Raw genomic sequence first — 22,582 nt, 5'->3', positions numbered from 1 at the left:
AAGCGGGCAATAAAAAACGCCAGCAAGCTGGCGTTTTTATTAGCAGTGCAAAACGATTTGCGTGCCGGGTATCACTTAGTCAAGCAAAGTTGCCCAGCCTTCAACCACGTCGCTGCCCCACTTGGCTTTCCACTCTTTCAGAGTTTTGTGGTTGCCACCTTTGGTTTCAATCACTTCACCGTTGTGCGGGTTTTTGTATTGTTTAACCTTGCGGGCACGTTTGGTGCCGGTGGTTTTAACAACACCGCGTGGTGCTTTGCTTACTTTGGATTCTGGATCCAGAAGGGCGATGATATCGCGTAGCGATTTCTGGTACTCGCCCATCAGAGTGCGCAATTTACCTTCAAATTCCAGCTCGGTTTGAAGTTTGTCGTCTTCGGACAGATTCTTCAGGCGGGCTTGCAGTTCTTTGATAGCTTCTTCTGTTGCGCGATATTCGTTGATCAAGGACATGAGGATAGCCTTAGCTTGAAAAGGGTTTACAGGGATACAGTGACGCAATAGTAGTCAGACAGTTACTGCAAGTAAACATGCAAGGGCTGATTAATTTAAATTTTTATTCATTAACTTCAATGCTGCCAAGTATGCGCACAGTTAATAGCTGGGGTGCAATGGGCTTAATAACGTAGATTAATAAGTCTTGGCAGTTGTCGATAAAAGGCAGTGCAGGCCACGTCGATGCTGGCGTGCGGTCAAAGGCTACGCGACCCCGTGGCGCCTGCAGCAGGCGGTAACGAATACTGCAGTTTTGCTGCGCACTCGCTAGAATGGCGGCCTTAGTAAAGTTTTTGGAGTTTTCCCCTCATGCGCACTTTTCGGTTGGTTATTGCGTGCCCCGACGGCGTCGGCATTGTCGCCAAGGTCAGCAATTTCCTTGCCTCCTACAATGGCTGGATCACTGAAGCGAGCCACCACTCGGACGACCAAAGCGGTTGGTTCTTTATGCGTCACGAGATTCGTGCCGACTCTCTGCCGTTTGGGCTGGAGGCCTTTCGTGAGGCATTTGCCCCGATCGCCGAAGAGTTTTCGATGGAGTGGCGCATCACCGATACGGCGCAGAAAAAACGCGTGGTGTTGATGGCGAGCCGCGAGTCCCACTGCCTGGCAGATTTACTGCACCGCTGGCACAGCGATGAACTGGACTGCGAAATTTCCTGCGTGATTTCCAATCACGATGACCTGCGCAGCATGGTCGAGTGGCACGGCATTCCGTTTTATCACGTACCGGTTGACCCGAAGAACAAAGAGCCGGCTTTTGCCGAAGTCTCGCGCCTGGTCAAACATCATGCTGCTGAAGTTGTGGTACTGGCGCGTTACATGCAAATCCTGCCACCTGATCTGTGCCGTGAATATGCGGGCCAGGTCATTAACATTCATCACAGTTTCTTGCCGTCGTTCGTTGGTGCCAAGCCTTATCACCAAGCCTCGATGCGTGGCGTGAAGCTGATTGGTGCAACTTGCCATTATGTGACTGAAGAGTTGGACGCAGGTCCGATCATTGAGCAAGACGTAGTGCGTGTCAGCCACAGTGACAGCATTGAAGACATGGTGCGTTTCGGTCGTGATGTCGAGAAGATGGTGCTGGCCCGTGGCCTGCGTTACCACCTTGAAGACCGTGTGCTGGTACGCGGCAACAAGACGGTCGTGTTCTAAATATTCACTGCACAACACGTGTGGGAGCGGGCTTGCTCGCGATGGTATCGCCTCGGTGTTTCATATGAGCCGGGTTGCCTGTATCGCAGGCAGCCAGCTCCCACAGGTTTGCAGCAGTGCAGGGGAGGTGACATGAGTGACCCGCTCGACAAGGCCACCTCCAGTGCGCCTGCGACCTTGGGTGAAGGCTGTTTGAGTCGCTACGACCCGGATGCCCTCAGCCCCGAGGACGGCACCGAATTTCCTGATGCCGCCAGGCTTTGGGAGGCGTTGCAGAAAGCTTCAAGCGGCGAGCTTGAAGCTGTTCCCTGCCAATCAGATACGGAAACTGCCCACCAGTTGCTTCAAGCGCGCAGCTTGCTGTTCCAGGTCGGAACAGGCTCGAAGCGTTGACTGAAGGTTTTCGACCCCTTCCTGGTTGAGCGTATTGATTTCAGTAATGTCCATGTTGATCGACTCGACCACCGACGTTTGCTCTTCGGTTGCCGTGGCGACGGACTGGTTCATGCCATCAATTTCACCAATGCGTTCGGTCACGCTGATCAGGCGCTCGCCTGCGCGGTTGGCAATTTCCACGCTGTCTTGGCTATGACGCTGGCTTTCTTCCATGGTGTTCACTGAGTCGCGGGCACTGATCTGCAACTCTTCGATCATTTTTTGCACCTGCTGCGCCGATTCCTGGGTGCGGTGTGCCAGGTTGCGAACTTCGTCAGCCACTACGGCAAAGCCGCGCCCGGCTTCACCAGCGCGAGCTGCTTCAATGGCAGCGTTAAGTGCCAGCAAGTTGGTCTGCTGAGAGATGCTGGTGATCACTTCCAGGATCTGTCCGATGTTCACCGTCTTGTCGTTCAACGACTCGATATGACCGCTGGACGTGCCGAGCATTTGCGACAGTTTCTGCATCGAACTGATGCTGCGCTCGACCACTTGCTGACCTTCTTCGGCCAGGCCGCGAGCATCGCTGGCCTGGTGTGAGGCCTGGGCCGCGTTGCGGGCGATCTCTTGTGCGGCGGCGCCCAGCTCATTGATGGCTGCCGCGACGCTGTTGGTGCGACTCGCTTGCTCGTCAGAGTTGAGCATCGATGAGTTGGATGCGCTGACGACACGCAAGGCAACTTCGTTGACCTGTTCGGTGGCCGAGGCCACTTCGCTGATCGAGGAGTGAATGCGTTCGACAAAGCGGTTGAAGGCACTGCCCAGGGTGCCGAACTCATCCTGGGACTCCACTGCCAGACGGCGTGTCAGGTCGCCTTCACCTTCGGCAATGTTCTGCATGGCGCGGGTCATTACGTGCAGCGGTTGCATCAGCAGGCGGATCAACAGACCGAGCAGGGCGATGATCGAGACCACGGCAATCACTGTGGCAATAATTGCGGAGGTGCGAAATTCGCTGAGCGCTGCGAAGGCTTGTTCCTTGTCGATCGACAAGCCGACGTACCAGTTGACCGTGCCCAGCCCTTTGACGGGAGTGAAGGTCACGATCCGGGTTTTACCGTCGGCCTGGATCTCGCTGAACCCGGCGTTGATCGCAGGCGTGTCCTGCGGGTAGATATCCTTCAGCTGTTTCTTCACCAGGGTTTTGTCCGGGTGCACCAGGATTTCGCCGTCGGCACTGATCAAAAAGGCGTAGCCCATGCCGTTGAAGTTCAGGGCGTTGATGCTGTCGGTGATGGCTTGCAGGGTCAGGTCGGCACCGACCACGCCCAGGGTTTGCCCGGCCTTTCTCACCGGAGCACCGATGGAAATAACCATCTGCCCGGTGGCTGCGTCTATATAAGGTTCGGTCAGGCTTGAGGTGCTGGTGTTCAACGCATCCTTGTACCAAGGCCGGGTGCGCGGGTCGTAGCCGTCAGGCATTTTGCTGTCGGGGCGAATTGTAAAGCCGCCCTGGCTGTCGCCAAAGTAAACCGCCATAAAGGTGCGGCTAAGGGTTTTTTGCTCCAGCAGGTTCGTCACCTGGGTTGGTTCTGGAGTATTGGCGATTGATTCGGCAAGGTTTTCAGCCAGCAGAATCCGGCCGCCCAACCATGTCTGAATGTTATTGGCTGTGACACTGCCCATTTCGTTAAGGTAGTTGTCCAGGTTGTTGCGGATGGCGTTGCGCTGCAAGAAGTCGTTGTACAGCGTAAATAGCGAGAAGGCGGCTATTACGATCAGGGACGCGGCAAGCAGGATTTTATGGCTGAAACGTAGGTTTTTATTCATGGCTTGAAGGGTCCGCTAAGGTCTAAAAGTGTGAGACATACACTCTGGTAAAACGCGTGATCCGCAAATCACTGCCTGAACAGGGCAGATGGTCCATTTATCAAGGCGCTTTACGACGCTAAATCCGGTTTTTTCTGGTCTAGCATTAACGGTGTATCGACCCGCGATCGCGAAAGATTAATCAAAGGTGGCAAAATGCCTGACTCTTCTGCTCTAGTACTTGGTGCTGACCTCTCGGGTCAGTCCATCGCTCAATCCTTGCGCTTGGCAAACCGCCACGGTCTGGTGGCAGGCGCCACGGGGACGGGCAAAACCGTCACTCTTCAACGCTTGGCCGAGCAGTTCAGTGATGCGGGGGTTGCGGTCTTCGCCGCCGACATCAAGGGCGATCTGTGCGGTTTGGGGGCAGCGGCCAACCCTCAGGGCAAGATCGCAGAGCGGATTGCGGGTATGCCTTGGCTCAATTACCAGGCCAAAGCGTATCCGGTGACCTTGTGGGATATACAGGGCAAGACCGGCCATCCATTGCGAACCACCCTGAGTGAAATGGGTCCCTTGCTGTTAGGCAGTTTGCTGGAGCTGACCGACAGCCAGCAGTCGGCGCTCTATGCCGCCTTCAAGGTGGCAGACCGTGAAGGTTTGCTGTTGCTCGATCTCAAAGACCTCAAGGCACTCCTCAATCACCTGCGCGATAACCCCCAAGTGCTGGGGGATGACGCGGCCCTGATGACCACCGGTTCCAGTCAGGCGCTGTTGCGTCGCCTGGCGACGCTTGAACAGCAGGGGGCTGAAGACTTGTTTGGTGAGCCGGCACTGCAACTGGAAGATATTTTGCAACCGGCCAGCGATGGTCGTGGGCGGATTCATCTGCTTGATGCGAGTCGCCTGGTGCATGAAGCACCGAAGGTCTACGCGACCTTTCTTTTGTGGTTGCTGGCCGAGCTTTTCGAGCAACTGCCGGAGCGTGGCGATTCGGATAAACCGTTGCTGGCGCTGTTTTTCGACGAAGCACACTTGTTGTTTGCGGGAACGCCCAAGGCGTTGCAAGACCGTCTGGAGCAAGTGGTAAGGCTGATTCGCTCCAAGGGGGTCGGGGTATATTTCGTCACTCAATCTCCGGCGGATCTGCCAGACACTGTGCTTGCGCAACTGGGTTTGCGTATCCAGCACGGGCTACGGGCTTTTACGGCCAAAGAGCAGAAGTCCCTCAGGGCGGTAGCTGACGGGTTTCGCCCTAATCCGGCGTTCAGCGCGCTGGAGGTACTGACTGAGTTGGGTACGGGCGAAGCGTTGGTGGGCATGCTTGAGGACAAGGGCACTCCGGCCATGGTTCAGCGCGTGTTGATCGCGCCACCGCAATCACGCATTGGCCCGCTGACCGAAGCTGAGCGTGCGGCGTTGATCGCTGGTTCGCCGTTGCAGGGGCGCTATGACAAGCCCATTGATCGGGAGTCTGCGTACGAAGTGTTGATGGCCCGTAAGGGAGTGGCGCCGCAAGCGCAAACACAGGCTGCGCCGCATGAGCCGGGGTTGCTGGATCAGGCCGGTGACTTTTTGGGTAGCGCTGCGGGCAAGGCGTTGCAGTCCATGGCGCGCCAGGCAGCGGGGCAGGTGGGCCGTCAGCTGGTGCGTGGACTGCTGGGTTCGCTGTTGGGCGGTAGCAAACGCAAGTAGGGAAAATGGATATGTAGCCGCTGCCGCAGGCTGTGATTGGCTGCGCAGCAGTCCTGCTTTTTGGAGGTCCTGCGGAACTTGTCGCAGCCTCCGGCAGCAGCTACAGGTGTTCGGGGTTGTCAGGGTTTTGGTTTGGCGTGACTCGCCAGGCGCTCAAGGGCGGCGCGCAAGGCCGGGTCGGTAATGCCGTCGGCCGTTGCCTGAATGGTCTGGGCTGCATCGACGGATAAGTCCAGAGTATGCCCCACGACCTTGGCCTGCACCGTAGGCGGCTGCACTTTGAATAGAATCCGGGTCAGGCTGGAAAACTCGTCAAATACCTGTAATTGGCGCAACAGGCGTTTTTGCTGATAACGCAGGCGAGTGGCCCAGTGACCGTCAGTCACGATCAGCAACAAGCTGCCTTCACGCCATGAAGCGACGTGGCAATGCTCGCGTGCAGCTGGCTGGAGCTGGCTTTCAAGCAGACGTTGCAGGTGTGCCAGACGCTTTGCATGGCCAAAAATGGCTTTTAGGGGCTTGGCCTCGCGGAGCAGAACGGAGGGTGCCCGTGCTGGGTGTGGGCGAAATGCCATGTTCAGACACCTGAGAAAACAGAGCCGCAATCTTAGCAGAAACCTCCTGTTTCACTCGCCCGGATCCGGACTCGTCAAAATTTATTTATGAAATCAATGAGTAACTTCAGGTGCTTATGGGTTGAAGTTCAGCAAAAAGCCCTTATTTTAGGGAGGCCCCATTACAACGCAGTACCGGTATCGTGGAATAACGCCACTTTCCTCACCGCCGTTTCCGGGTAGAATGCTCGTTCGCATGCGGCCATCAGGGCTGCTCGGGCGACTCTCGGGGCCGCCCTCCATCCCTATGTGTGGAAGATCCTGCCGATATGTTTGCGCCTTTGTTAAAGAAACTTTTTGGAAGCAAGAACGAGCGCGAAGTTAAACGCATGCTCAAGACAGTTCAGGTCGTCAATTCCTTCGAAGAGCAAATGGTTGCTCTGACGGATGAGCAATTGCGCGCCAAGACCCAAGAGTTCAAGGCCCGCATAGCCAAAGGTGAGACCCTCGACCAACTGTTGCCAGAAGCCTTTGCGGTCTGCCGCGAAGCGGGTAAACGTGTCATGGGCATGCGCCACTTTGATGTTCAGCTGATCGGCGGCATGACCTTGCATGAAGGCAAGATCGCTGAAATGCGCACCGGTGAAGGCAAGACCCTGGTAGCGACCCTTGGGGTTTACCTCAATGCGCTGTCTGGTAAAGGCGTGCACGTAATTACCGTGAACGACTATCTGGCTCGCCGCGATGCCAACTGGATGCGTCCGCTGTACGAATTTCTGGGCCTGACGGTAGGTGTTGTAACACCGTTCCAGCCGCCTCAAGAAAAGCGTGAAGCCTACGCCGCCGACATCACTTACGGTACCAACAACGAGTTTGGTTTCGATTACCTGCGCGACAACATGGCTTTCAGCATGGAAGAAAAATTCCAGCGCGAGCTTAATTTCGCAGTGATCGACGAAGTCGACTCCATCCTCATCGACGAAGCCCGTACTCCGCTGATCATCTCCGGCCAGGCCGAAGACAGTTCCAAGCTGTACACCGAAATCAACAAGCTGATCCCGCGTCTTGAACTGCACGTCGAAGAAGTTGAAGGTGAAGTTACCAAAGCTGGTCATTTCACCATTGATGAAAAGACTCGCCAGGTTGAGCTGAACGAAGCCGGCCACCAGTTTGTTGAAGACATGCTGACCCAGATCGGTTTGCTCGCTGAAGGCGAGAGCCTGTATTCGGCGCACAACCTGGGGCTGTTGACCCACGTGTACGCTGCACTGCGCGCTCACAAGCTGTTCAATCGCAACGTCGAATACATCGTTGAAGACGGCCAGGTATTGCTGGTCGACGAACACACCGGGCGTACCATGCCGGGTCGTCGCTTGTCCGAAGGCCTGCACCAGGCTATCGAAGCGAAGGAAGGCCTGAATATTCAGGCAGAGAGCCAGACCTTGGCTACCACGACCTTCCAGAACTACTTCCGTCTGTACAACAAGCTCTCGGGCATGACCGGTACTGCAGACACCGAAGCGTTTGAATTCCACCAGATCTATGGCCTGTCGGTGATGGTTATCCCGCCGAACAAGCCACTGGCGCGTAAAGACTTCAACGACCTGGTGTTCCTCACCGCTGACGAGAAGTACACGGCGATTGTGGCTGACATCAAGGATTGCATGGCCAAGGGCCGTCCAGTGCTGGTGGGTACAGCGACCATCGAAACCTCCGAGCACATGTCCAATCTGTTGCACAAGGAAGGCATCGAGCACAAGGTTCTGAACGCCAAGTTCCACGAAAAAGAAGCCGAAATCATTGCCCAGGCCGGTCGTCCAGGCGCGCTGACCATCGCTACCAACATGGCGGGTCGCGGTACTGACATCCTGTTGGGCGGTAACTGGGAAGTGGAAGTCGCCTCCCTCGAAGATCCAACCCCGGAGCAGATCGCACAGATCAAGGCCGATTGGCAAAAACGTCACCAGCAAGTGCTGGAGTCGGGTGGTCTGCATGTAATCGCCTCCGAGCGTCACGAATCGCGCCGTATCGACAACCAGTTGCGTGGTCGTGCCGGTCGTCAGGGTGACGCGGGTTCCAGCCGTTTCTATCTGTCGCTGGAAGACAGCCTGATGCGCATCTTCGCCTCTGATCGGGTGAAGAACTTCATGAAGGCCCTGGGCATGCAGTCTGGCGAAGCAATTGAGCACCGCATGGTGACCAACGCGATCGAAAAGGCTCAGCGCAAGGTTGAAGGTCGCAACTTCGACATCCGTAAGCAATTGCTGGAGTTCGATGACGTCAACAACGAACAGCGTAAAGTGATTTATCACATGCGTAACACGTTGCTGGCTGCCGACAACATCGGTGAAACCATTGCCGACTTCCGCAAGGACGTACTCGACAGCACCGTCAGCGCGCACATCCCGCCACAATCGTTGCCGGAACAGTGGGACGTCAAAGGTCTGGAAGCTGCAATCGAAACCGGTTTTGGGGTGAAGCTGCCGATCCAGCAATGGCTCGACGAAGATGACCACCTGTACGAAGAAACCCTGCGTGAGAAGCTGCTGACCGAATTGCTGGCGGCTTACAACGAGAAAGAAGAGCAGGCGAGCCCTGAAGCGCTGCGCACGTTCGAGAAGCAAATTGTTCTGCGTGTACTGGATGACCTGTGGAAAGACCACCTGTCGACCATGGACCACCTGCGTCACGGTATCCACTTGCGCGGTTATGCGCAGAAGAACCCGAAGCAGGAGTACAAGCGCGAGTCGTTCAACCTGTTCTCCGAGCTGCTTGATTCGATCAAGCGTGATTCGATCCGTGTGTTGTCCCATGTACAGGTACGTCGCGAAGACCCGGAAGCTGAAGAGGCGCGTCTGCGTCAGGAAGCTGAAGATCTGGCTTCGCGCTTGCAGTTCCAACATGCCGAAGCGCCAGGCCTTGATCAGCCGGACGCATTGGCCCAGGTGCTGGAAGGCGCTGATGTGGCTGATGTGGTGGTCGAGCCTGTTCGTAACGAGCAGAAGCTGGGCCGCAACGAGCTGTGCTACTGCGGCTCGGGCAAGAAATTCAAGCACTGTCACGGGCAAATCAACTAACGCCCGCTTCAACTGCTGATACACCTGCGCCGCGACCGGCATTAGCCGTCGCGGCGTTTTACCATTGAATTCCCGTCCCTTTGCGGCGGCGCACAGAACTTATTTAGGAGCGCGTCATGGCTGTTGGTCTTGGTCCTTTGCCTGTTTTGCACCCGGTGGCCGGTTTTGAACTGGGTATCGCTTCTGCCGGTATCAAGCGTCCAGGACGCAAGGATGTGGTGGTTATGCGCTGCGCCGAAGGCTCCAGCGTGGCCGGTGTTTTCACCCTGAACGCGTTTTGCGCAGCGCCGGTTATTTTGGCCAAGCAACGCGTACAAGGCCCGGTTCGCTATTTGCTGACCAACACCGGCAATGCCAATGCGGGCACCGGTGAGCCGGGGCTGCTTGCGGCAACCCGTACCTGCGCCGCACTGGCCGAGTTGGCCGGTGTAGATGCCAGCGCCGTTTTGCCGTACTCCACCGGTGTAATTGGCGAGCCGCTACCGGTCGAGAAGATCGAAGGTGCACTGCAAGCCGCTCTCGACGACCTGTCCGAGAACAACTGGGCTGAGGCCGCAACCGGCATCATGACCACCGACACCCTGCCCAAAGGTGCCAGCCGCCAGTTCGAGCACGAGGGTGTGACCATCACCGTGACCGGCATCAGCAAGGGCGCGGGAATGATCCGTCCGAACATGGCTACCATGTTGGGTTACATCGCCACCGACGCCAAAGTTGCCCGTGAAGTACTGCAGAACCTGCTGCTCGATGGCGCCAACAAGTCGTTCAACCGCATCACCATTGATGGCGATACGTCGACCAACGATTGCTGCATGTTGATTGCTACCGGCAAAGCGGCCTTGCCTGAAATCACTGAAGCCAGCGGTCCGCTGTTTGCGGCGCTGAAACAGGCAGTACTGGACGTTTGCATGGACGTGGCGCAGGCCATCGTGCGTGACGGTGAAGGCGCAACCAAGTTTGTTACCGTTGAAGTGAATGGCGGCGCTAACCATCAGGAGTGTCTGGACGTGGGTTACACCGTGGCTCACTCGCCACTGATCAAGACCGCGCTGTTTGCTTCTGACCCGAACTGGGGCCGCATCCTGGCCGCTGTGGGGCGTGCTGGCGTGCCGGATCTGGACGTGAGCAAGATTGATGTGTTCCTGGGTGAAGTAAGCATCGCCAGCGGCGGTGCGCGTTCAGCCACTTACACCGAAGAGCAGGGCTCGGCGGTAATGGCTCGTGAGGAAATCACCATCCGTATCGAGTTGGGCCGTGGTGCATGCAGCGAGACTATCTGGACCACTGACTTGTCCCATGAATACGTGAAAATCAACGCCGAGTACCGTACCTAAGTCGTCTCGACATCGCGGACCTGTCAGCCGATTCTGCGCTGACAGGCCGGGGTGCCTCGCGGATCTTCAGCTCCTCCTTTTCTCAAGGTGCCTATCTATGAGCTTTCACCTGATCATTGGCGACAAGTTGCACTCTTCGTGGTCCCTGCGCGGCGCGCTGGCGCTGGATCTGGCGGGTGTTGCGTATACCGAGCAACTGATCAGGCTGGGCCAGCCTGATACCCGGGCACTTATTTTGCAGTATTCGGCAACGGGAAAAGTACCGTTACTCCAGACCGAGCACGGGACTATCGCTGACTCGTTGGCAATTGCGGAGTACCTGAACGAGCGCTTCCCGGCGGCACAGTTGTGGCCAGCAGATGTTGCTGCTCGGGCTCAGGCTCGATCGGCGTGTGCGCAAATGCACAGCGGCTTTTTTGGTCTGCGGGGCAATTTGCCGTTTGATTTGAGCCGTGATCAGGCGTTGGTGCCGATGCCTGCTGAGGCCCAGAGCGATATCGAAAGAATCAGTGCGCTGTGGGCCGAGTGCCGCGCAGTGGCAACCGAGAGCGGTCCTTATCTGTTCGGACGATTGAGTGTGGCAGATGCGTTTTTCGCACCGGTAGCTGTTCGTCTTCGTACATATCACGTTGCTCTTTCGACCGAAGATGAAGCCTATATCGACGCCATTTACCAATGGCCCGCGTTTAAAGCCTGGCAACAGGCCGGATTAGAGGAAGTAAAAGGGTGAAACGAGTTCATGTGGCTGCGGCCGTCATTCGAGGCGCAGACGGCAAAATTCTGATCGCCCGTCGTGCTGATTCTCAGCATCAAGGCGGTTTTTGGGAGTTTCCCGGTGGCAAGGTTGAAGCCGGGGAGTCGGTCGAAGCTGCGTTGGGGCGCGAGCTGAAAGAAGAGTTGGGTATTGTGGTTGAGTCTGCCCGGCCTTTGATCAAGGTTCAGCATGACTACCCGGATAAGCACGTTCTGCTGGATGTGTGGGAAGTCTCGGCTTTTGCTGGTGATCCCCATGGTGCAGAAGGTCAGCCATTGGCTTGGGTCAGCCAGCGCGAACTGGCGGATTACCAGTTCCCGGAGGCTAATCAGCCGATTGTGGCGGCTGCCCGCTTGCCCGATCAATACCTGATCACCCCCGATGGCCTGGAAATGCCAGAGCTGTTGCGCGGTATCCAAAAGGCCATTGCGGGCGGTATCAAGCTGGTTTCGTTGCGTGCCCCCAATGGTTATGACCCCAAGTACCGTGATTTGGCGGTGGATGCCACCGGTCTGTGTGCAGGCAAGGCGCAACTGATGCTCAAGGGGCCGCTGGAGTGGTTGGGGGATTTCCCTTCGGCGGGTTGGCATCTGACCGCCGCGCAATTGCGCAAGTACGCTGCCAAAGGCCGCCCTCTGCCGAAAGAGCGCTGGTTGGCCGCGTCCTGCCATAACGCCGAAGAGTTGGCATTGGCCGAGCAGATGGGCGTGGACTTCGTGACCCTGTCGCCGGTTCTGCCGACGCAGACACACCCGGATACGCCGCCATTGGGTTGGGAACAGGCGCAGCAATTGATCGTCAATTTCAGCAAACCGGTGTTTCTGTTGGGCGGGGTGGGCCCGGATGATCGTCAGCAAGCCTGGAGCATTGGCGCGCAAGGCGTTGCCGGGATTCGGGCGTTCTGGCCGCAGGTTTGATGTGATTTGTAGCCTGTTGCAGGTCTCGCGGGAGCGTAGCCGCTGATGTAGTCGCTGACGAGTAGAACGAGGCTGCGTCCGGCTGCGCAGCAGTCGTAAAACTGTTTCAGATCTACCGCGTCTATCGGCTTTACGACTACTGCGTCGTCGGACGCAGCCTCGTTCTACTCGTCATCGGCTACAAATGAACGACATCAAGCCTTCGGCTTTGCCGCCGCCTGCCACAGGATTTCGGCAATTCCCTGGCGCTTGGCAATCAAGCGCGCCGCGACAAACAGCAGGTCAGACAAGCGATTGATGTAAGCCAGCCCCACACCTGCCAGCGGCTCCATGGCATTTAGCTGCTGGCAGCGGCGTTCGGCGCTTCGTGCCAGGCAGCGGCAAACGTGGGCTTGAGCAATCAGGCTCGAGCCGCCGGGCAGAATGAAATTCTCAAGCGGGCCCAGTTCTTCGTTCCAGCGATCAATTGCGCTTTCAAGTCGCTCGACTTCAGTGTTATCGAGCGCTTGATACACCGGCATTGCCAACTCGCCTCCCAGGTCAAATAGCCGGTGCTGGCAGGGCTCAAGTACTTCAATCAGCTCGGTGAGGCCGGGATTCGCGGCGCTATGTTCAGTGAGTGCGGCCAGGAGCAAGCCGATCTGGCTGTTTAGCGTATCGACCTCACCGATGGCTTCTATCCGTGGGTGGTCCTTGGGTACGCGGCGGCCGTCGCCAAGCCCTGTTTCGCCCTTGTCGCCGGTGCGTGTGTAAATTTTCGATAAGCGAAAGCCCATATTACAGTTCCACCATGGTTGATTCGGGGGAGGCCATCAGGTTGCCAGCCAAAGGCAGGCGCAGGGTGAAGCAGGTACCCTGGCCCAAGGTTGAATTCACTTCCATTTGGCCCTTGTGGTTATTGGTAATGATGAAGTACGACACGGATAAGCCTAGGCCAGTGCCCTGGCCAACTTCCTTGGTAGTGAAAAAGGGTTCGAAAATCCGTTTGCGCACAGGCTCGGGCATTCCGACTCCGTTGTCTTCGACCTGGATTTCGGCCCACGGCGGGTTCAGTTTGGTGCGCAGGGTGATGCGCCCTGGCTCGCTTTTGTCGGTGCGTTGATGAATTGCCTGGGCTGCGTTCTTCAACAGGTTGAGCAGCACTTGCTCCAACTCGTTGGGGATGCCGGGCACCGGGCCAAGCTGTGGATCGAACTGCCGGACGATCGCTTGCCCCATAAAGTCAAAACCGATGGCCAAATCGAAATCATTGCTGGCGATGTCCAGCGCCTGGTCAATAAGTGCCGATAAATCACAGGGGCTCATTTGGCGATTGCTGCGTCGGCTGAAGCTGAGCATGTGGGTGACGATTTTCGCCGCCCGTGCGCCAGCTTGCTGAATGCCGTCCAGCAGCTTGGGAACTTCACGGGCCTGCAGATATTCATTGACGATATTCAGGTCAATGCCGGTCTGTTCGGCTTGTTCGACGTTCTTTGGCAGATCGCTCGATAAGCGTCGGCGAATGTTCTGTACGTTATGCAGAATGGCGCCTAGTGGGTTGTTGATTTCGTGAGCCATGCCTGCAGCCAGTCCGCCAACAGACAACATCTTCTCTGATTGCACCATCATGTCTTCCAGCGACAGGCGCTGGGTAATGTCATCGATGCGGATCACTACGCCGCGCCCACCGCCACCCATCAGCGGGTAGAAGGTCAGGGCATAGTGGCGAGCGTCTTCGCCCTGGCCCCAGGTGACGCGTTCAATTTTTACGACGCTGTGCTGTTCTATGGTGTCTTTGAGTTGTGGCAGGAACGGCTTCAGAGGCTCAAAGGCCAGGTAAATGGGCTTGTTCATGGCTTCATCCAGCTGAGTGCCGGAGAGGGCGCTGGCTTCCTGATTCCATTGCGTGACATAGAGTTGCTCGTCCAGAGCGATCAGGGCTGAAGGCATGGAGTCGATGATGCAGTTGAGGTAGTTCTGAAAGCCGGTGAGTTTTTTCTCTATTTTGCTGCGCACCTGTACCTCAAGCTCAAGCTTGCGGTTGGTGTTGCGGGTTTCCTCGGCCAGCGCCTGAGCTTGATCGTAGGCCTCCCGGGCTTCATCCCTGGCGCGTTTGAGCTCCTGATCACGCACTTCAATTCGCGACAACATGGTGTTGAATGCTTTGGCCAGGCTACCGATTTCGTCGTCGTTTCCCGGCGCTGCGCGTAGTGAGTAATTCTCTTCGCGCGTGACCTGGCGGGACAGCTCTTCCAGGCGGTGAATGGGTTGGGTGATCAGGCGTTTGATCTGTCGTGCCACTACGAACCACAGCAAAATGCTGAACACCAGAATGCCCAGGCTGGCGGTCAGGGTGCCAGTGTAGAAGGCCATGGGCAGTTCGCTGCTGGCGATCAACAGCAAATGCCCGGGCGGCTGGTCGCCGTGGTGCAGGCGTGTGACCTGATGGCTGCGCAGTTCGGTCAGGCTCCAGGCTTCAATTTGGCGATAGTGTTCCGGGAGTGGAAGGTGCTCGCCATGCTGCAATTGCACCAGCAGATTGCCAGCGCTGTCGTAAATTGCTGCGGCGCGCAGGGGGGCATAGCTGCCGATTTCATTGAGCAGGGCCTTGGCATTTTCTGGCGAGTCCAGAGCCTGAACGATCAGGTCGGGGTTGGCGCTTAACTGCCCCAGTGTCTGCAAGGCTTGTGGTGCGGTGCTCTCGTGGGAGATCCAGTACGCCACGCTGATAAACGTCAAATTGGCCACCAGCAACACAGTTGCCAGTAACGCGAGGAGGGCGGCCAGCAACTTCTGGCCTACCGGGAGGTTTTCAAGGCGCTGGCGCAAGGGCATGGGATGGCCGCTAAAAGAAGAACAAGCTGGCAGGGTAGCGCGGGGCTCAGTCGCAGGGCAATCCGCGCCGCTGCAGGTGTTCGCTCAAGCGTTGGTGTAGCTGTTGTAAATGCGGTACGGCAAACTGTCGATCGCGCGCGGCTTCGCAGGCATAGCCCAGCAGGTAGCTGATTTCGGTGCGGCGACCCTTGGTGACATCCTGATGCATCGAGGAGTAGTTGTTGGCGGTGGCCTGGATCACGTGATTTACCTCAGCGGCCAAATCAATCGCGGCTTCAGCTTGGTCGCAGTGCTCAAGCAAGGCGCCGAGTTCAGTACACAGGGTATTCACTTCAGCGCTGTGTGCTTGCAAGCCGCCATTGCGGCAATCGTGCAGGACCGTCAGCGGGTTGATCGCGCAGTTAAGGGCCAGCTTGCGCCACAAGCGGCTCAGAATATTGGGGCTCCACTCGTAGCTGATGCCGCTGTGCTGAAGTTCTTCAAGCCATTGCGGAGCAGGGCCCTGGTTGGAATCGCCCAGCCAGGTATGACCCATGCCGGCAAAGACCACCCGCCAGTCACCGTCGCGAAAGGCGCCTTCGGTACTGGAGGCGAAGATACAGCGTGCGTGCGGTACCAGGGTGGCGATGGCTTGCTGGCTGCCGAGACCGTTCTGCAGCAGGATCAGCTCGGCATTCGGGCTAAGCCGCGCGGCGACTTGTGCAATGGCCTGCGGTGCGTCATAGGCCTTGCAAGTGACCAGTAAGCGCTGGATCGGCTCATCAGTCTCGGGGATTTGTGCGCTGATGGCCCATTTTACTGAGTGTTCGCCTTCAATTAGCGTCAGACCTTGCGCCGCTTCATAGGCTTGCAAGCGTGCGGGGTTGCGCACGATCAGCTTGACCGGCAGGCCCGCACGCGCCAGTCGAGTGGCCCACAGTGTGCCCATGCTTCCAGCACCGAGAATGTGCCAGGTGGCAGATGCCCTGACGGGTACGTTGGGTCGTGGTTGAGACAGGGCCGAATTTGGCATGTGAGCTCGCAAGTGAATGAAGTCGAAGAACCGCTATAATGCCCGCGCATTTTAACTGTCAGGTCAGGCGTGCTCCATCTGTGTTGAGCGCGCCCTTTATTATTGGAGAAAATTACATGCCGTCGTTCGACGTGGTATCCGAACTGGACAAGCACGAAGTCACCAACGCCGTCGAAAACGCCGTCAAGGAACTGGACCGCCGTTATGACCTCAAGGGCAAGGGCACTTTCGAGTTCAAGGAGAAGGACCTGACGGTTAACTTGACCGCTGAGGCTGACTTTCAGCTCGAAGCAATGATCGAGATCCTTAAGCTGGCCCTGGTCAAGCGCAAGATCGACGTTCAGTGCCTTGAGGTCAAGGATGCTTATGCTTCAGGCAAGTTGATGAAGCAGGAAGCCGTGCTCAAGGAAGGTATTGATAAAGAGCTGGCGAAGAAGATCGTTGCTCATGTCAAGGACGCCAAGCTCAAGGTTCAGGCTGCCATTCAGGGCGAGCAAGTGCGCATCACCGGCAAGAAGCGTGATGACCTGCAAGACGCAATTGCTGCGTTGCGTGCCAAAACCTTCGACATGCCTTTGCAGTTTAATAACTTCCGCGACTGATGGCGGGGCTGGAGGAACCTCTGGCGATCATTGACGTCCGACTTTCCTGAGCGCTGCAGAAACGATAGAGCAGCCGAGGCTGCTCTATCGTTTTGTTGAATAAATAACGTTGCCGGGTATGGGCGCGAGGAGATGTAAATGGATTTGAACGCTGAAGTTGATCAATTGGTCAAGGCCTCACAGGCCTGGATCCCGATGATCATGGAATACGGCAGCCGTGTGTTGCTGGCACTGGTTACGCTAGCGGTGGGCTGGTGGTTGATCAACCGCCTGACGACCAAGATCGGGCAATTGCTGGCGTTGAGAAAGGCTGATTTGGCTCTGCAAGGTTTTATCAGCAGCCTGGCCAATATCATTCTCAAGATCTTGCTGGTTGTCAGTGTCGCATCAATGATCGGGATCCAGACCACGTCATTCGTTGCGGCGATTGGTGCGGCAGGTCTGGCCATTGGTCTGGCGTTGCAGGGCAGCTTGGCCAACTTTGCTGGCGGGGTACTGATTCTGTTGTTCCGTCCGTTCAAGATCGGTGACTGGATCGAAGCGCAAAGCGTAAGCGGAACCGTCGATAGCATTCAGATTTTTCACACCGTGCTGCGCACTGGCGACAATAAAACCGTCATCGTGCCAAATGGCAATCTGTCTAACGGCATCATCACCAACTACAACCGTCAGCCGACGCGCAAGGTAGTGTTTGATGTTGGTGTGGATTACGAAGCTGATCTGCAGAAGGTGCGTGAAGTATTGCTGAGGCTGGCTGATGATTCTCGGGTACTGAAAGAGCCGGCTCCAGTGGTTGTGGTCACGACCTTGGGCGAAAGCGCGATTACCATGTCGCTGCGTGTTTGGGTTAACACCCCGGATTACTGGGATGTTCTGTTTATGTTCAACGAGCATTCGCGTGATCGTTTGAAGGCAGAAGGTGTTGATATTCCGTTTCCGCACCGTGTAATTCGTGTGGTCCAGGAAGTGGCAGCGCAATAAGGTCGTGCCTGTACCCGTTAAAAAGGGTGGGTGTGAACAAACATTAAAGGGGCGAATGCCCCTTTAATTGTTTTTGTACCTTGAGGTGGACAGCTGCAGGTGCAAAGTTGGACCAGCGTCGTTAAGTGATAACTACTTGCGTTTAATGTTGTTAGTTAGCTTGCTATATATCGGCTTTTATACCCGCAAATAAAAAGCCACGCCCTGAGACAGGAGCGTGGCTTTCGCTAAACAAGTGCTTGTAATGACTGCCCGAAGGCCATGATTACAAGATGTTCAGTGGGTACTCAGCAATCAGGCGAAGATCGTTTACATCGTTGCCGTTGTTGCTGGTGGTGCGGTAGATAGCGCTACGCAGACGGAAAGACAGGTCTTTGGCCGGGCCTTCCTGCAGTACGTACTTGGTTTCGAAGTCGAACTCGTGTTCTTTGCCTTCGCCATCAGTCGTGGAGATGTTATCGCCTTTAACGTAGCGAGCCATGAAGCTCAGGCCAGGAACGCCGTAGCTGGCCATGTTCAGGTCGTAGCGACCCTGCCAGGAACGTTCGTCACGTTGGTTAAAGTCGGAGTACTGTACGGAGTTGGCAAGGAAAATGGTGCCGCCGCCGTCTACGCCGTAGTAATAAGCGCTGTCACCGGTGGAGCGCTGGTGAGCGATGGTGAACTTGTGAGCGCCGAGGCTATAGGCTGCTGCCAAGCTCCAGATTTTGTTGTCAACGTCGCCAGCTCGTTCCTGACCTTGGCTAGCAGTTCTGTAGCCGTTGAAGTCGAAGTTCAGGGCTTGAGTATCTGCGATAGGCAGGGTGTAGTTCAGGTTGATGTACTGCTTCTTGAAGTAGTCATCAACATCGGAAGCAGCTACGCCGCCGACAAAATTGTCAGTGAACTGATAGGTCGCGCCAGCAATGTTGGCAGCTGTCAGGCCTTTCTGGCCAGGACCGTTGATGCTGTCACGCGCCATACCGGTCTGCGAGCTCAATGCGGTGAAGCGACCTGCGGTCAGTTCCAGGCCTTTGATTTCCTTGCTGGTGAGCAAGGTGCCGGTGGCAACCTCTGGCAGCAGACGGCTATCGTCGGTGGAGAAAACCGGGCTGGCTACGAATTGGTTACCGTATTTCAGCACTGTGTCGGAGAGGCGGAATTTAACAGCGCCGCCGATTTTCGATTGGGTATCTTCCGGAGAACCGTCGCTTTTGGTTGCGAACAGACCGTTGCCTTGACGACCGGCGCCGCCGTCCAGACGTGCTGTACCCATGGCGAAAGCATCAACGCCGACACCGATGGTGCCTTGAGTGAAGCCCGATTGGTAGTTCAGCAGTTCGCTCAGGCCCCAGTCTTCGCGATAGCCACTTTTAAAGCCGCCACCTGGCTTGGCAATGTTGCCAGCGCCGTTACGGAAGTCACGGTTCATGTACAGCATGCGAGTTTTGGAAGTCAGCGAGCTGTCTTCAACGAAACCTTTAGCATCGTCCTGGGACGAGGCCATTGCGAACTGGGTAGTACCGGCTGAAACAGCCAGGGCGATTATGCTCCACTTCATCACGCGCATCGTGATTTGCTCCTTTGGTTTTTAGGAAGAGTACTGCCGTCCCACCTGAATTTATTATCTGGGCGGCTCTTTCTTTTTGTGTCGGCGCAAACTTATATCACGCCGGCAATGTTGGCGATACTTGCTCTCAAAAGCTTTCAGCATCGTTACAGCTATGTCGCAAATTGCACTCTACATGTCGCAAGCGCGTAGCGTTGAGCCGTTTTTCAGCATGTTTGTACTGCTGTTTTCAGCGTTGGCACATGTGTAAATACATGAGGCCTACAATAAAAACTCCTAATTCCTACGGTGCAACTTTTGTTATTTATCGTCAGGCTACTGCGCTCCGGCTGAAGCCTGGTGACTATGCCAAGCTCTATGCAACAAGCATGCTCAAATTGGCCTGAGGGGTAAAAAATAAATATTTTTCTCTCGGATCAGGCTGTGAGGCCTGATGCTGCTTGGGTCAAACGGCGATAAGACAGTCATTGAGGTATTGTTTTTCGTTGCAAGGAGAGCGCCTTGCTCAACCGCTAAGCTCAAAGCGTTACCGGTTACCACCTGTTGGGGTGGTAGGTGACGTTTTAGCGCACTAAAAGCATTCGCATTGTGCAGTTTTGGTGCACAAATGTTTGAGCGCTGTTGAATGAGCGTGCATTGCGGCATTTCAGGGGCGTGCAGGTGCTTGTTGGCGTGATGCGCGGAGTAATCAAGGGTATCCTTAACCTTTGTCGCTTGGTTGTCGGTGAGTCTCATCGCACGGCCAATCCAGCTGAAATAAACGGTTAAACAGGAGAGCTCCCAGTGTTCGCTTTGGATACACGCCTTCAAGAGGATACTTGGCTGATAGGGGATTTCCCCTTGTGCCGCTTGCTGCTTTCCAATGATTCGAATTACCCCTGGTTCATTTTGGTGCCGCGTCGCGAGGGTATAACCGAATTGTTTCAATTGGGTGACGATGACCAGCGAGTGATGTGGGCTGAGACCACCGCTTTGGCGCGAGTGCTTAAAGAGGTGTTCGGGGCGGACAAAATGAATGTCGCGACGCTGGGGAATGTTGTCAGCCAGTTGCACATGCATGTGATTGTTCGTTATCAGGCTGATGTGGCCTGGCCTGGGCCGGTGTGGGGCAAGCATCCTGCCAAGCCTTATACGCAGGCTGATGTGGGCGCGGTCCGAGATCGGCTGGCGTCGGCTTTTGACGTTGGGTTCACTTTTTCGGAGGGTTGATTGTGACGCTTGAAGCGCGAGTAATGGACCTTGAGAGCCGCTTGGCTTTTCAGGATGACACTATCCAGGCATTGAACGATGTGCTGGTAGCGCAGCAAAACGCGGTAGATCGCTTGCAAATGCAGATGGCTGCCTTGCTCAAGCGCCAGGAAGAAATGGGCGGGCAGTTTGAGTCGTTTGAAGAGGAAGCTCCGCCTCCGCACTATTAAGCCTTTTGTACAGGCAAAAAAAACCGCGATCCAGCAGGGCTGGTCGCGGTTTTTTTTCAGGTTTGAATCAGCGGCGCGGCAGTGCTGCGATCACATCTTCAGCTTGCAGGCCTTTGTCGCGGTTCATGACCGAGAACTCGACGCGTTGCCCTTCCACCAGTACGCGGTGGCCTTCGCCACGAATGGCGCGAAAGTGAACAAAAATATCATCGCCGGAATCTCGGGAAATAAAGCCGAAACCCTTTGAGGTGTTGAACCATTTTACAGTCCCTGTATCGCGGTTGGTCATGTCATAGCTTTGCGAGGACGAGGACGGTGATGATTTGTAGAAGCTGACAGCCAGGTGAAGCGCTACGGCAATTACTGCAGGAGTAAGGCCGAGCAGTACTGCAGGCTGGTCGCCAATCGGCAGCAGGAGGCCGAACAAGGTCAGTGTTTGCAGGACAACGGAAAGCACCAACAGGGCGCTGACCAGATTTTGCAGTTGGTGACGCGGGCCTTTATTCCAAAAAGGAATTACTGGAGCCAGAGTCAGGTTCAGCAGGCCAAAAAAAGCCAAGTAAAGAGCATCAGGATGTTGGAGGTAAGGTATAGCTTCGGATTGCAGGCTGGGAATAAAGGACAGCAGCAAAGCCGCTGCACCCGTTAGCAGGTGGACGATTTTCAACATTTCAATTGACTCACATTAAGATGGATCGCAAGGAAGAACTGGCTGAGCACGGTTCGCTTCAGAAAAAAATGGAGGCGCTGGACACGTGTAATCATCAGCCTGTGCACCCTCGCCAGAGGCTAAAAGAGGGCGACACGCTGCCTATTTAACAGCAAAGCTGGGGCCTACTCAAATTAAGCGTATTGAAACATCTGTGAGTGACACGGCTCGCTGAGGTCTAGGTCATATCTGTTTGTTGCGAAAGCCTTGTCCTAGACGCATGTAGTCTACTTTCTATTCGGAGCGGGTGCAGTGTCGCTCGTAGGCTTGATAAGCCAGCAGTTATCGGCGTCGTTGTGCCGAGGGGCGCAGAATGTGAATTTATGTGTTTTTTTTTTCGGCTTGAAGATATGCACGGTATGAGTATGGCTACATGCATGCCGTCTGAGGTGTGTACTTTTAGCGATTATTAAAAGGAGAAAGCATTTCGTTATGCTGATGGTGGATAACTTGGTTGGGGGTGAAATTAACGGGGTAAAGCGTGTGCGGTATTTAATTGTGTTTAATTGTTATTGTTCATGTTTTTTTTGATAGTTGTGTCGTAAGGCTGTCGTGTGAAGTGTTGGGTGTTTTATAGCTTTATGTACGAGACGTTTTCTGATTTTTTGGTGGCTCTCGCTCACTCTCGTCTACCCATTTTCCCTAGCGCTGGCACAGCTCTCGGTTGCGCCTGTTTTCACCTCTCGCTGCGAGAGCGCTCCTACAGGCATGAGGGTCTGGTCCGCTGGATAAGAATTCTTACATATTGTTTTATGGGGTGGTGTTCTACAAACAATATTAATTAATTCCAGTAATGTGCGATGGAGTGCTTTAGCTATGGATCGATTGATTCGACACGAAAACTCAGGGAGCAGGCTGCTGCATAAAGTTAAAGTTGATCCTGTAATTCTTGATTTTGGCATGACCTTGGCCCGGCCACTTTCCCGGTCGGTCAGGTTAAATGGTTTTGCCACCTGTTTACGGCTTGAAGAGGTGTACTGGGAAGTGCTGTCTGATATTTCGCGTATAAATAGCTGTTCAATAAACACGTTGCTGTCTTACATCGATCGAGAAGTGCACTTGCGACATGGGGGGGTAAAAAACTTCAGCGGGCTCATTCGGGTTGTCTGCGTGATGCATCTGTTGAAAATGGGCAGTGATTCTCGGGAGGTGGCATCCAGGCAGGTGGTTACCGGGTGAAGCCACGCGTTCAGCTGGGGGAGGGTGCTCGACGGCTTGTAATCGTTCAATATTTATGATGCATTTAGGGGTTTCTGGCTGTTCATGCGGCTGCAATGGCTCGATTTACCAGATATAATCTCGCGCTTTGCTGCGTGGCCCTCTTTAAGG

At 55.5% G+C, this 22,582-nt stretch carries 21 protein-coding genes and 1 pseudogene; 12 read left to right on the top strand and 10 right to left on the bottom strand.

What is annotated here, in order from left to right; all coding sequences use genetic code 11:
* Positions 1 to 75: 75 nt before the first annotated feature.
* The gene (gene mvaT, locus V6L79_RS20970; RefSeq protein WP_016782206.1) at positions 76 to 453 is read right to left on the bottom strand and encodes a histone-like nucleoid-structuring protein MvaT; all 378 of its coding nucleotides are present in this window, start codon (positions 451 to 453) and stop codon (positions 76 to 78) included.
* A gap of 351 nt (positions 454 to 804) precedes the next feature.
* Between mvaT and purU the strand changes: the two genes are divergently transcribed.
* Positions 805 to 1,653: a formyltetrahydrofolate deformylase gene (purU, locus tag V6L79_RS20965; RefSeq protein ID WP_261739237.1), complete on the top strand. Its 849-nt coding sequence runs from the start codon at positions 805 to 807 to the stop codon at positions 1,651 to 1,653.
* A gap of 132 nt (positions 1,654 to 1,785) precedes the next feature.
* A complete protein-coding gene (locus tag V6L79_RS24805) occupies positions 1,786 to 2,046 on the top strand; it encodes a hypothetical protein (RefSeq protein ID WP_395247131.1) in 261 nt (86 codons plus the stop codon).
* On the opposite strand, the gene V6L79_RS24800 is transcribed toward V6L79_RS24805, so the two are convergent.
* Positions 1,969 to 2,733 carry a methyl-accepting chemotaxis protein gene (locus tag V6L79_RS24800; protein WP_395247149.1) on the bottom strand — a complete coding sequence of 255 codons (765 nt, stop codon included), beginning with the start codon at positions 2,731 to 2,733 and terminating at the stop codon, positions 1,969 to 1,971. The two genes, V6L79_RS24805 and V6L79_RS24800, sit on opposite strands and share 78 nt — an antisense overlap.
* A gap of 93 nt (positions 2,734 to 2,826) precedes the next feature.
* Positions 2,827 to 3,858, bottom strand: a pseudogene (locus V6L79_RS24795) (cache domain-containing protein); the annotation flags it as partial.
* A gap of 195 nt (positions 3,859 to 4,053) precedes the next feature.
* Here V6L79_RS24795 and V6L79_RS20955 point away from each other — a divergent pair.
* Entirely contained in the window at positions 4,054 to 5,532 is a 1,479-nt protein-coding gene (locus tag V6L79_RS20955; protein ID WP_321834202.1) for a helicase HerA-like domain-containing protein, read from the top strand.
* 119 nt (positions 5,533 to 5,651) lie between these two features.
* Here V6L79_RS20955 and V6L79_RS20950 read toward each other — a convergent pair whose 3' ends face one another.
* Positions 5,652 to 6,107, bottom strand: a complete 456-nt coding sequence (locus V6L79_RS20950) for a DciA family protein (RefSeq protein WP_338579439.1) — start codon at positions 6,105 to 6,107, stop codon at positions 5,652 to 5,654.
* Between the two features lie 308 nt (positions 6,108 to 6,415).
* On the opposite strand from V6L79_RS20950, the gene secA reads away from it, so the two are divergent.
* The 4 genes from secA to V6L79_RS20930 all read left to right on the top strand — a co-directional run bounded on the left by secA (position 6,416) and on the right by V6L79_RS20930 (position 12,168).
* Positions 6,416 to 9,163, top strand: coding sequence for a preprotein translocase subunit SecA (secA, locus tag V6L79_RS20945; RefSeq protein WP_261739233.1), 2,748 nt, complete (start codon positions 6,416 to 6,418; stop codon positions 9,161 to 9,163).
* A gap of 116 nt (positions 9,164 to 9,279) precedes the next feature.
* The gene (argJ, locus tag V6L79_RS20940; protein ID WP_338579438.1) at positions 9,280 to 10,497 is read left to right on the top strand and encodes a bifunctional glutamate N-acetyltransferase/amino-acid acetyltransferase ArgJ; all 1,218 of its coding nucleotides are present in this window, start codon (positions 9,280 to 9,282) and stop codon (positions 10,495 to 10,497) included.
* 97 nt (positions 10,498 to 10,594) lie between these two features.
* Positions 10,595 to 11,227 (top strand): glutathione S-transferase family protein, encoded by a 633-nt coding sequence (locus tag V6L79_RS20935; protein WP_261739231.1) that lies wholly within the window; start codon positions 10,595 to 10,597, stop codon positions 11,225 to 11,227.
* Positions 11,224 to 12,168, top strand: a complete 945-nt coding sequence (locus V6L79_RS20930; RefSeq protein WP_338579437.1) for a Nudix family hydrolase — start codon at positions 11,224 to 11,226, stop codon at positions 12,166 to 12,168. The genes V6L79_RS20935 and V6L79_RS20930 overlap by 4 nt, the downstream gene beginning before the upstream one ends.
* A gap of 194 nt (positions 12,169 to 12,362) precedes the next feature.
* Here V6L79_RS20930 and V6L79_RS20925 read toward each other — a convergent pair whose 3' ends face one another.
* From V6L79_RS20925 to V6L79_RS20915, 3 genes are read right to left on the bottom strand one after another with little or no spacing between them, the layout of a single operon-like run.
* Entirely contained in the window at positions 12,363 to 12,944 is a 582-nt protein-coding gene (locus tag V6L79_RS20925) for a cob(I)yrinic acid a,c-diamide adenosyltransferase (RefSeq protein ID WP_321834195.1), read from the bottom strand.
* A gap of 1 nt (position 12,945) precedes the next feature.
* Complete coding sequence (locus tag V6L79_RS20920) at positions 12,946 to 14,982, bottom strand: ATP-binding protein (RefSeq protein WP_261739228.1); 2,037 nt, start codon at positions 14,980 to 14,982, stop codon at positions 12,946 to 12,948.
* A gap of 46 nt (positions 14,983 to 15,028) precedes the next feature.
* The gene (locus V6L79_RS20915) at positions 15,029 to 15,910 is read right to left on the bottom strand and encodes a putative 2-dehydropantoate 2-reductase (RefSeq protein WP_315968123.1); all 882 of its coding nucleotides are present in this window, start codon (positions 15,908 to 15,910) and stop codon (positions 15,029 to 15,031) included.
* Between the two features lie 200 nt (positions 15,911 to 16,110).
* On the opposite strand from V6L79_RS20915, the gene V6L79_RS20910 reads away from it, so the two are divergent.
* The gene (locus tag V6L79_RS20910; protein ID WP_019823277.1) at positions 16,111 to 16,596 is read left to right on the top strand and encodes a YajQ family cyclic di-GMP-binding protein; all 486 of its coding nucleotides are present in this window, start codon (positions 16,111 to 16,113) and stop codon (positions 16,594 to 16,596) included.
* 138 nt (positions 16,597 to 16,734) lie between these two features.
* On the top strand, positions 16,735 to 17,577 hold the full coding sequence (locus V6L79_RS20905) for a mechanosensitive ion channel family protein (protein ID WP_261739226.1): 843 nt from the start codon (positions 16,735 to 16,737) through the stop codon (positions 17,575 to 17,577).
* Between the two features lie 265 nt (positions 17,578 to 17,842).
* On the opposite strand, the gene V6L79_RS20900 is transcribed toward V6L79_RS20905, so the two are convergent.
* Positions 17,843 to 19,126: an OprD family porin gene (locus V6L79_RS20900; protein ID WP_261739225.1), complete on the bottom strand. Its 1,284-nt coding sequence runs from the start codon at positions 19,124 to 19,126 to the stop codon at positions 17,843 to 17,845.
* A gap of 372 nt (positions 19,127 to 19,498) precedes the next feature.
* Positions 19,499 to 19,861, bottom strand: a complete 363-nt coding sequence (locus tag V6L79_RS20895) for a hypothetical protein (protein ID WP_261739224.1) — start codon at positions 19,859 to 19,861, stop codon at positions 19,499 to 19,501.
* Between the two features lie 48 nt (positions 19,862 to 19,909).
* Between V6L79_RS20895 and V6L79_RS20890 the strand changes: the two genes are divergently transcribed.
* Entirely contained in the window at positions 19,910 to 20,335 is a 426-nt protein-coding gene (locus V6L79_RS20890) for an HIT domain-containing protein (RefSeq protein ID WP_261739223.1), read from the top strand.
* 2 nt (positions 20,336 to 20,337) lie between these two features.
* Complete coding sequence (locus V6L79_RS20885) at positions 20,338 to 20,544, top strand: SlyX family protein (protein WP_029611570.1); 207 nt, start codon at positions 20,338 to 20,340, stop codon at positions 20,542 to 20,544.
* Between the two features lie 67 nt (positions 20,545 to 20,611).
* Here V6L79_RS20885 and V6L79_RS20880 read toward each other — a convergent pair whose 3' ends face one another.
* The gene (locus V6L79_RS20880) at positions 20,612 to 21,214 is read right to left on the bottom strand and encodes a cold-shock protein (RefSeq protein WP_315968122.1); all 603 of its coding nucleotides are present in this window, start codon (positions 21,212 to 21,214) and stop codon (positions 20,612 to 20,614) included.
* A gap of 855 nt (positions 21,215 to 22,069) precedes the next feature.
* On the opposite strand from V6L79_RS20880, the gene V6L79_RS20875 reads away from it, so the two are divergent.
* On the top strand, positions 22,070 to 22,432 hold the full coding sequence (locus tag V6L79_RS20875) for a ribbon-helix-helix domain-containing protein (RefSeq protein WP_321834187.1): 363 nt from the start codon (positions 22,070 to 22,072) through the stop codon (positions 22,430 to 22,432).
* Positions 22,433 to 22,582 lie beyond the last annotated feature (150 nt).

Source organism: Pseudomonas sp. ML2-2023-6 (assembly GCF_037055265.1).
GTDB classification, from domain to species: Bacteria; Pseudomonadota; Gammaproteobacteria; order Pseudomonadales; family Pseudomonadaceae; genus Aquipseudomonas; species Aquipseudomonas kulmbachensis.
The sequence above is the reverse complement of the archived record's forward strand: the minus strand, read 5'-3'. Positions and strand labels throughout refer to the sequence as shown.

What these genes read in the sequence shown, in the direction of transcription:
- V6L79_RS20895 (WP_261739224.1), bottom strand. Translation starts at nt 19,861, where the DNA reads ATGAGACTCACCGACAACCAAGCGACAAAGGTTAAGGATACCCTTGAT.
- V6L79_RS20910 (WP_019823277.1), top strand. Translation starts at nt 16,111, where the DNA reads ATGCCGTCGTTCGACGTGGTATCCGAACTGGACAAGCACGAAGTCACC.
- V6L79_RS20920 (WP_261739228.1), bottom strand. Translation starts at nt 14,982, where the DNA reads ATGCCCTTGCGCCAGCGCCTTGAAAACCTCCCGGTAGGCCAGAAGTTG.
- V6L79_RS24800 (WP_395247149.1), bottom strand. Translation starts at nt 2,733, where the DNA reads ATGCTCAACTCTGACGAGCAAGCGAGTCGCACCAACAGCGTCGCGGCA.
- V6L79_RS20875 (WP_321834187.1), top strand. Translation starts at nt 22,070, where the DNA reads ATGGATCGATTGATTCGACACGAAAACTCAGGGAGCAGGCTGCTGCAT.
- mvaT (WP_016782206.1), bottom strand. Translation starts at nt 453, where the DNA reads ATGTCCTTGATCAACGAATATCGCGCAACAGAAGAAGCTATCAAAGAA.
- secA (WP_261739233.1), top strand. Translation starts at nt 6,416, where the DNA reads ATGTTTGCGCCTTTGTTAAAGAAACTTTTTGGAAGCAAGAACGAGCGC.
- V6L79_RS20905 (WP_261739226.1), top strand. Translation starts at nt 16,735, where the DNA reads ATGGATTTGAACGCTGAAGTTGATCAATTGGTCAAGGCCTCACAGGCC.
- V6L79_RS20915 (WP_315968123.1), bottom strand. Translation starts at nt 15,910, where the DNA reads ATGGGCACACTGTGGGCCACTCGACTGGCGCGTGCGGGCCTGCCGGTC.
- V6L79_RS20935 (WP_261739231.1), top strand. Translation starts at nt 10,595, where the DNA reads ATGAGCTTTCACCTGATCATTGGCGACAAGTTGCACTCTTCGTGGTCC.
- V6L79_RS24805 (WP_395247131.1), top strand. Translation starts at nt 1,786, where the DNA reads ATGAGTGACCCGCTCGACAAGGCCACCTCCAGTGCGCCTGCGACCTTG.
- V6L79_RS20955 (WP_321834202.1), top strand. Translation starts at nt 4,054, where the DNA reads ATGCCTGACTCTTCTGCTCTAGTACTTGGTGCTGACCTCTCGGGTCAG.
- purU (WP_261739237.1), top strand. Translation starts at nt 805, where the DNA reads ATGCGCACTTTTCGGTTGGTTATTGCGTGCCCCGACGGCGTCGGCATT.
- V6L79_RS20925 (WP_321834195.1), bottom strand. Translation starts at nt 12,944, where the DNA reads ATGGGCTTTCGCTTATCGAAAATTTACACACGCACCGGCGACAAGGGC.
- V6L79_RS20900 (WP_261739225.1), bottom strand. Translation starts at nt 19,126, where the DNA reads ATGCGCGTGATGAAGTGGAGCATAATCGCCCTGGCTGTTTCAGCCGGT.
- argJ (WP_338579438.1), top strand. Translation starts at nt 9,280, where the DNA reads ATGGCTGTTGGTCTTGGTCCTTTGCCTGTTTTGCACCCGGTGGCCGGT.
- V6L79_RS20880 (WP_315968122.1), bottom strand. Translation starts at nt 21,214, where the DNA reads ATGTTGAAAATCGTCCACCTGCTAACGGGTGCAGCGGCTTTGCTGCTG.
- V6L79_RS20950 (WP_338579439.1), bottom strand. Translation starts at nt 6,107, where the DNA reads ATGGCATTTCGCCCACACCCAGCACGGGCACCCTCCGTTCTGCTCCGC.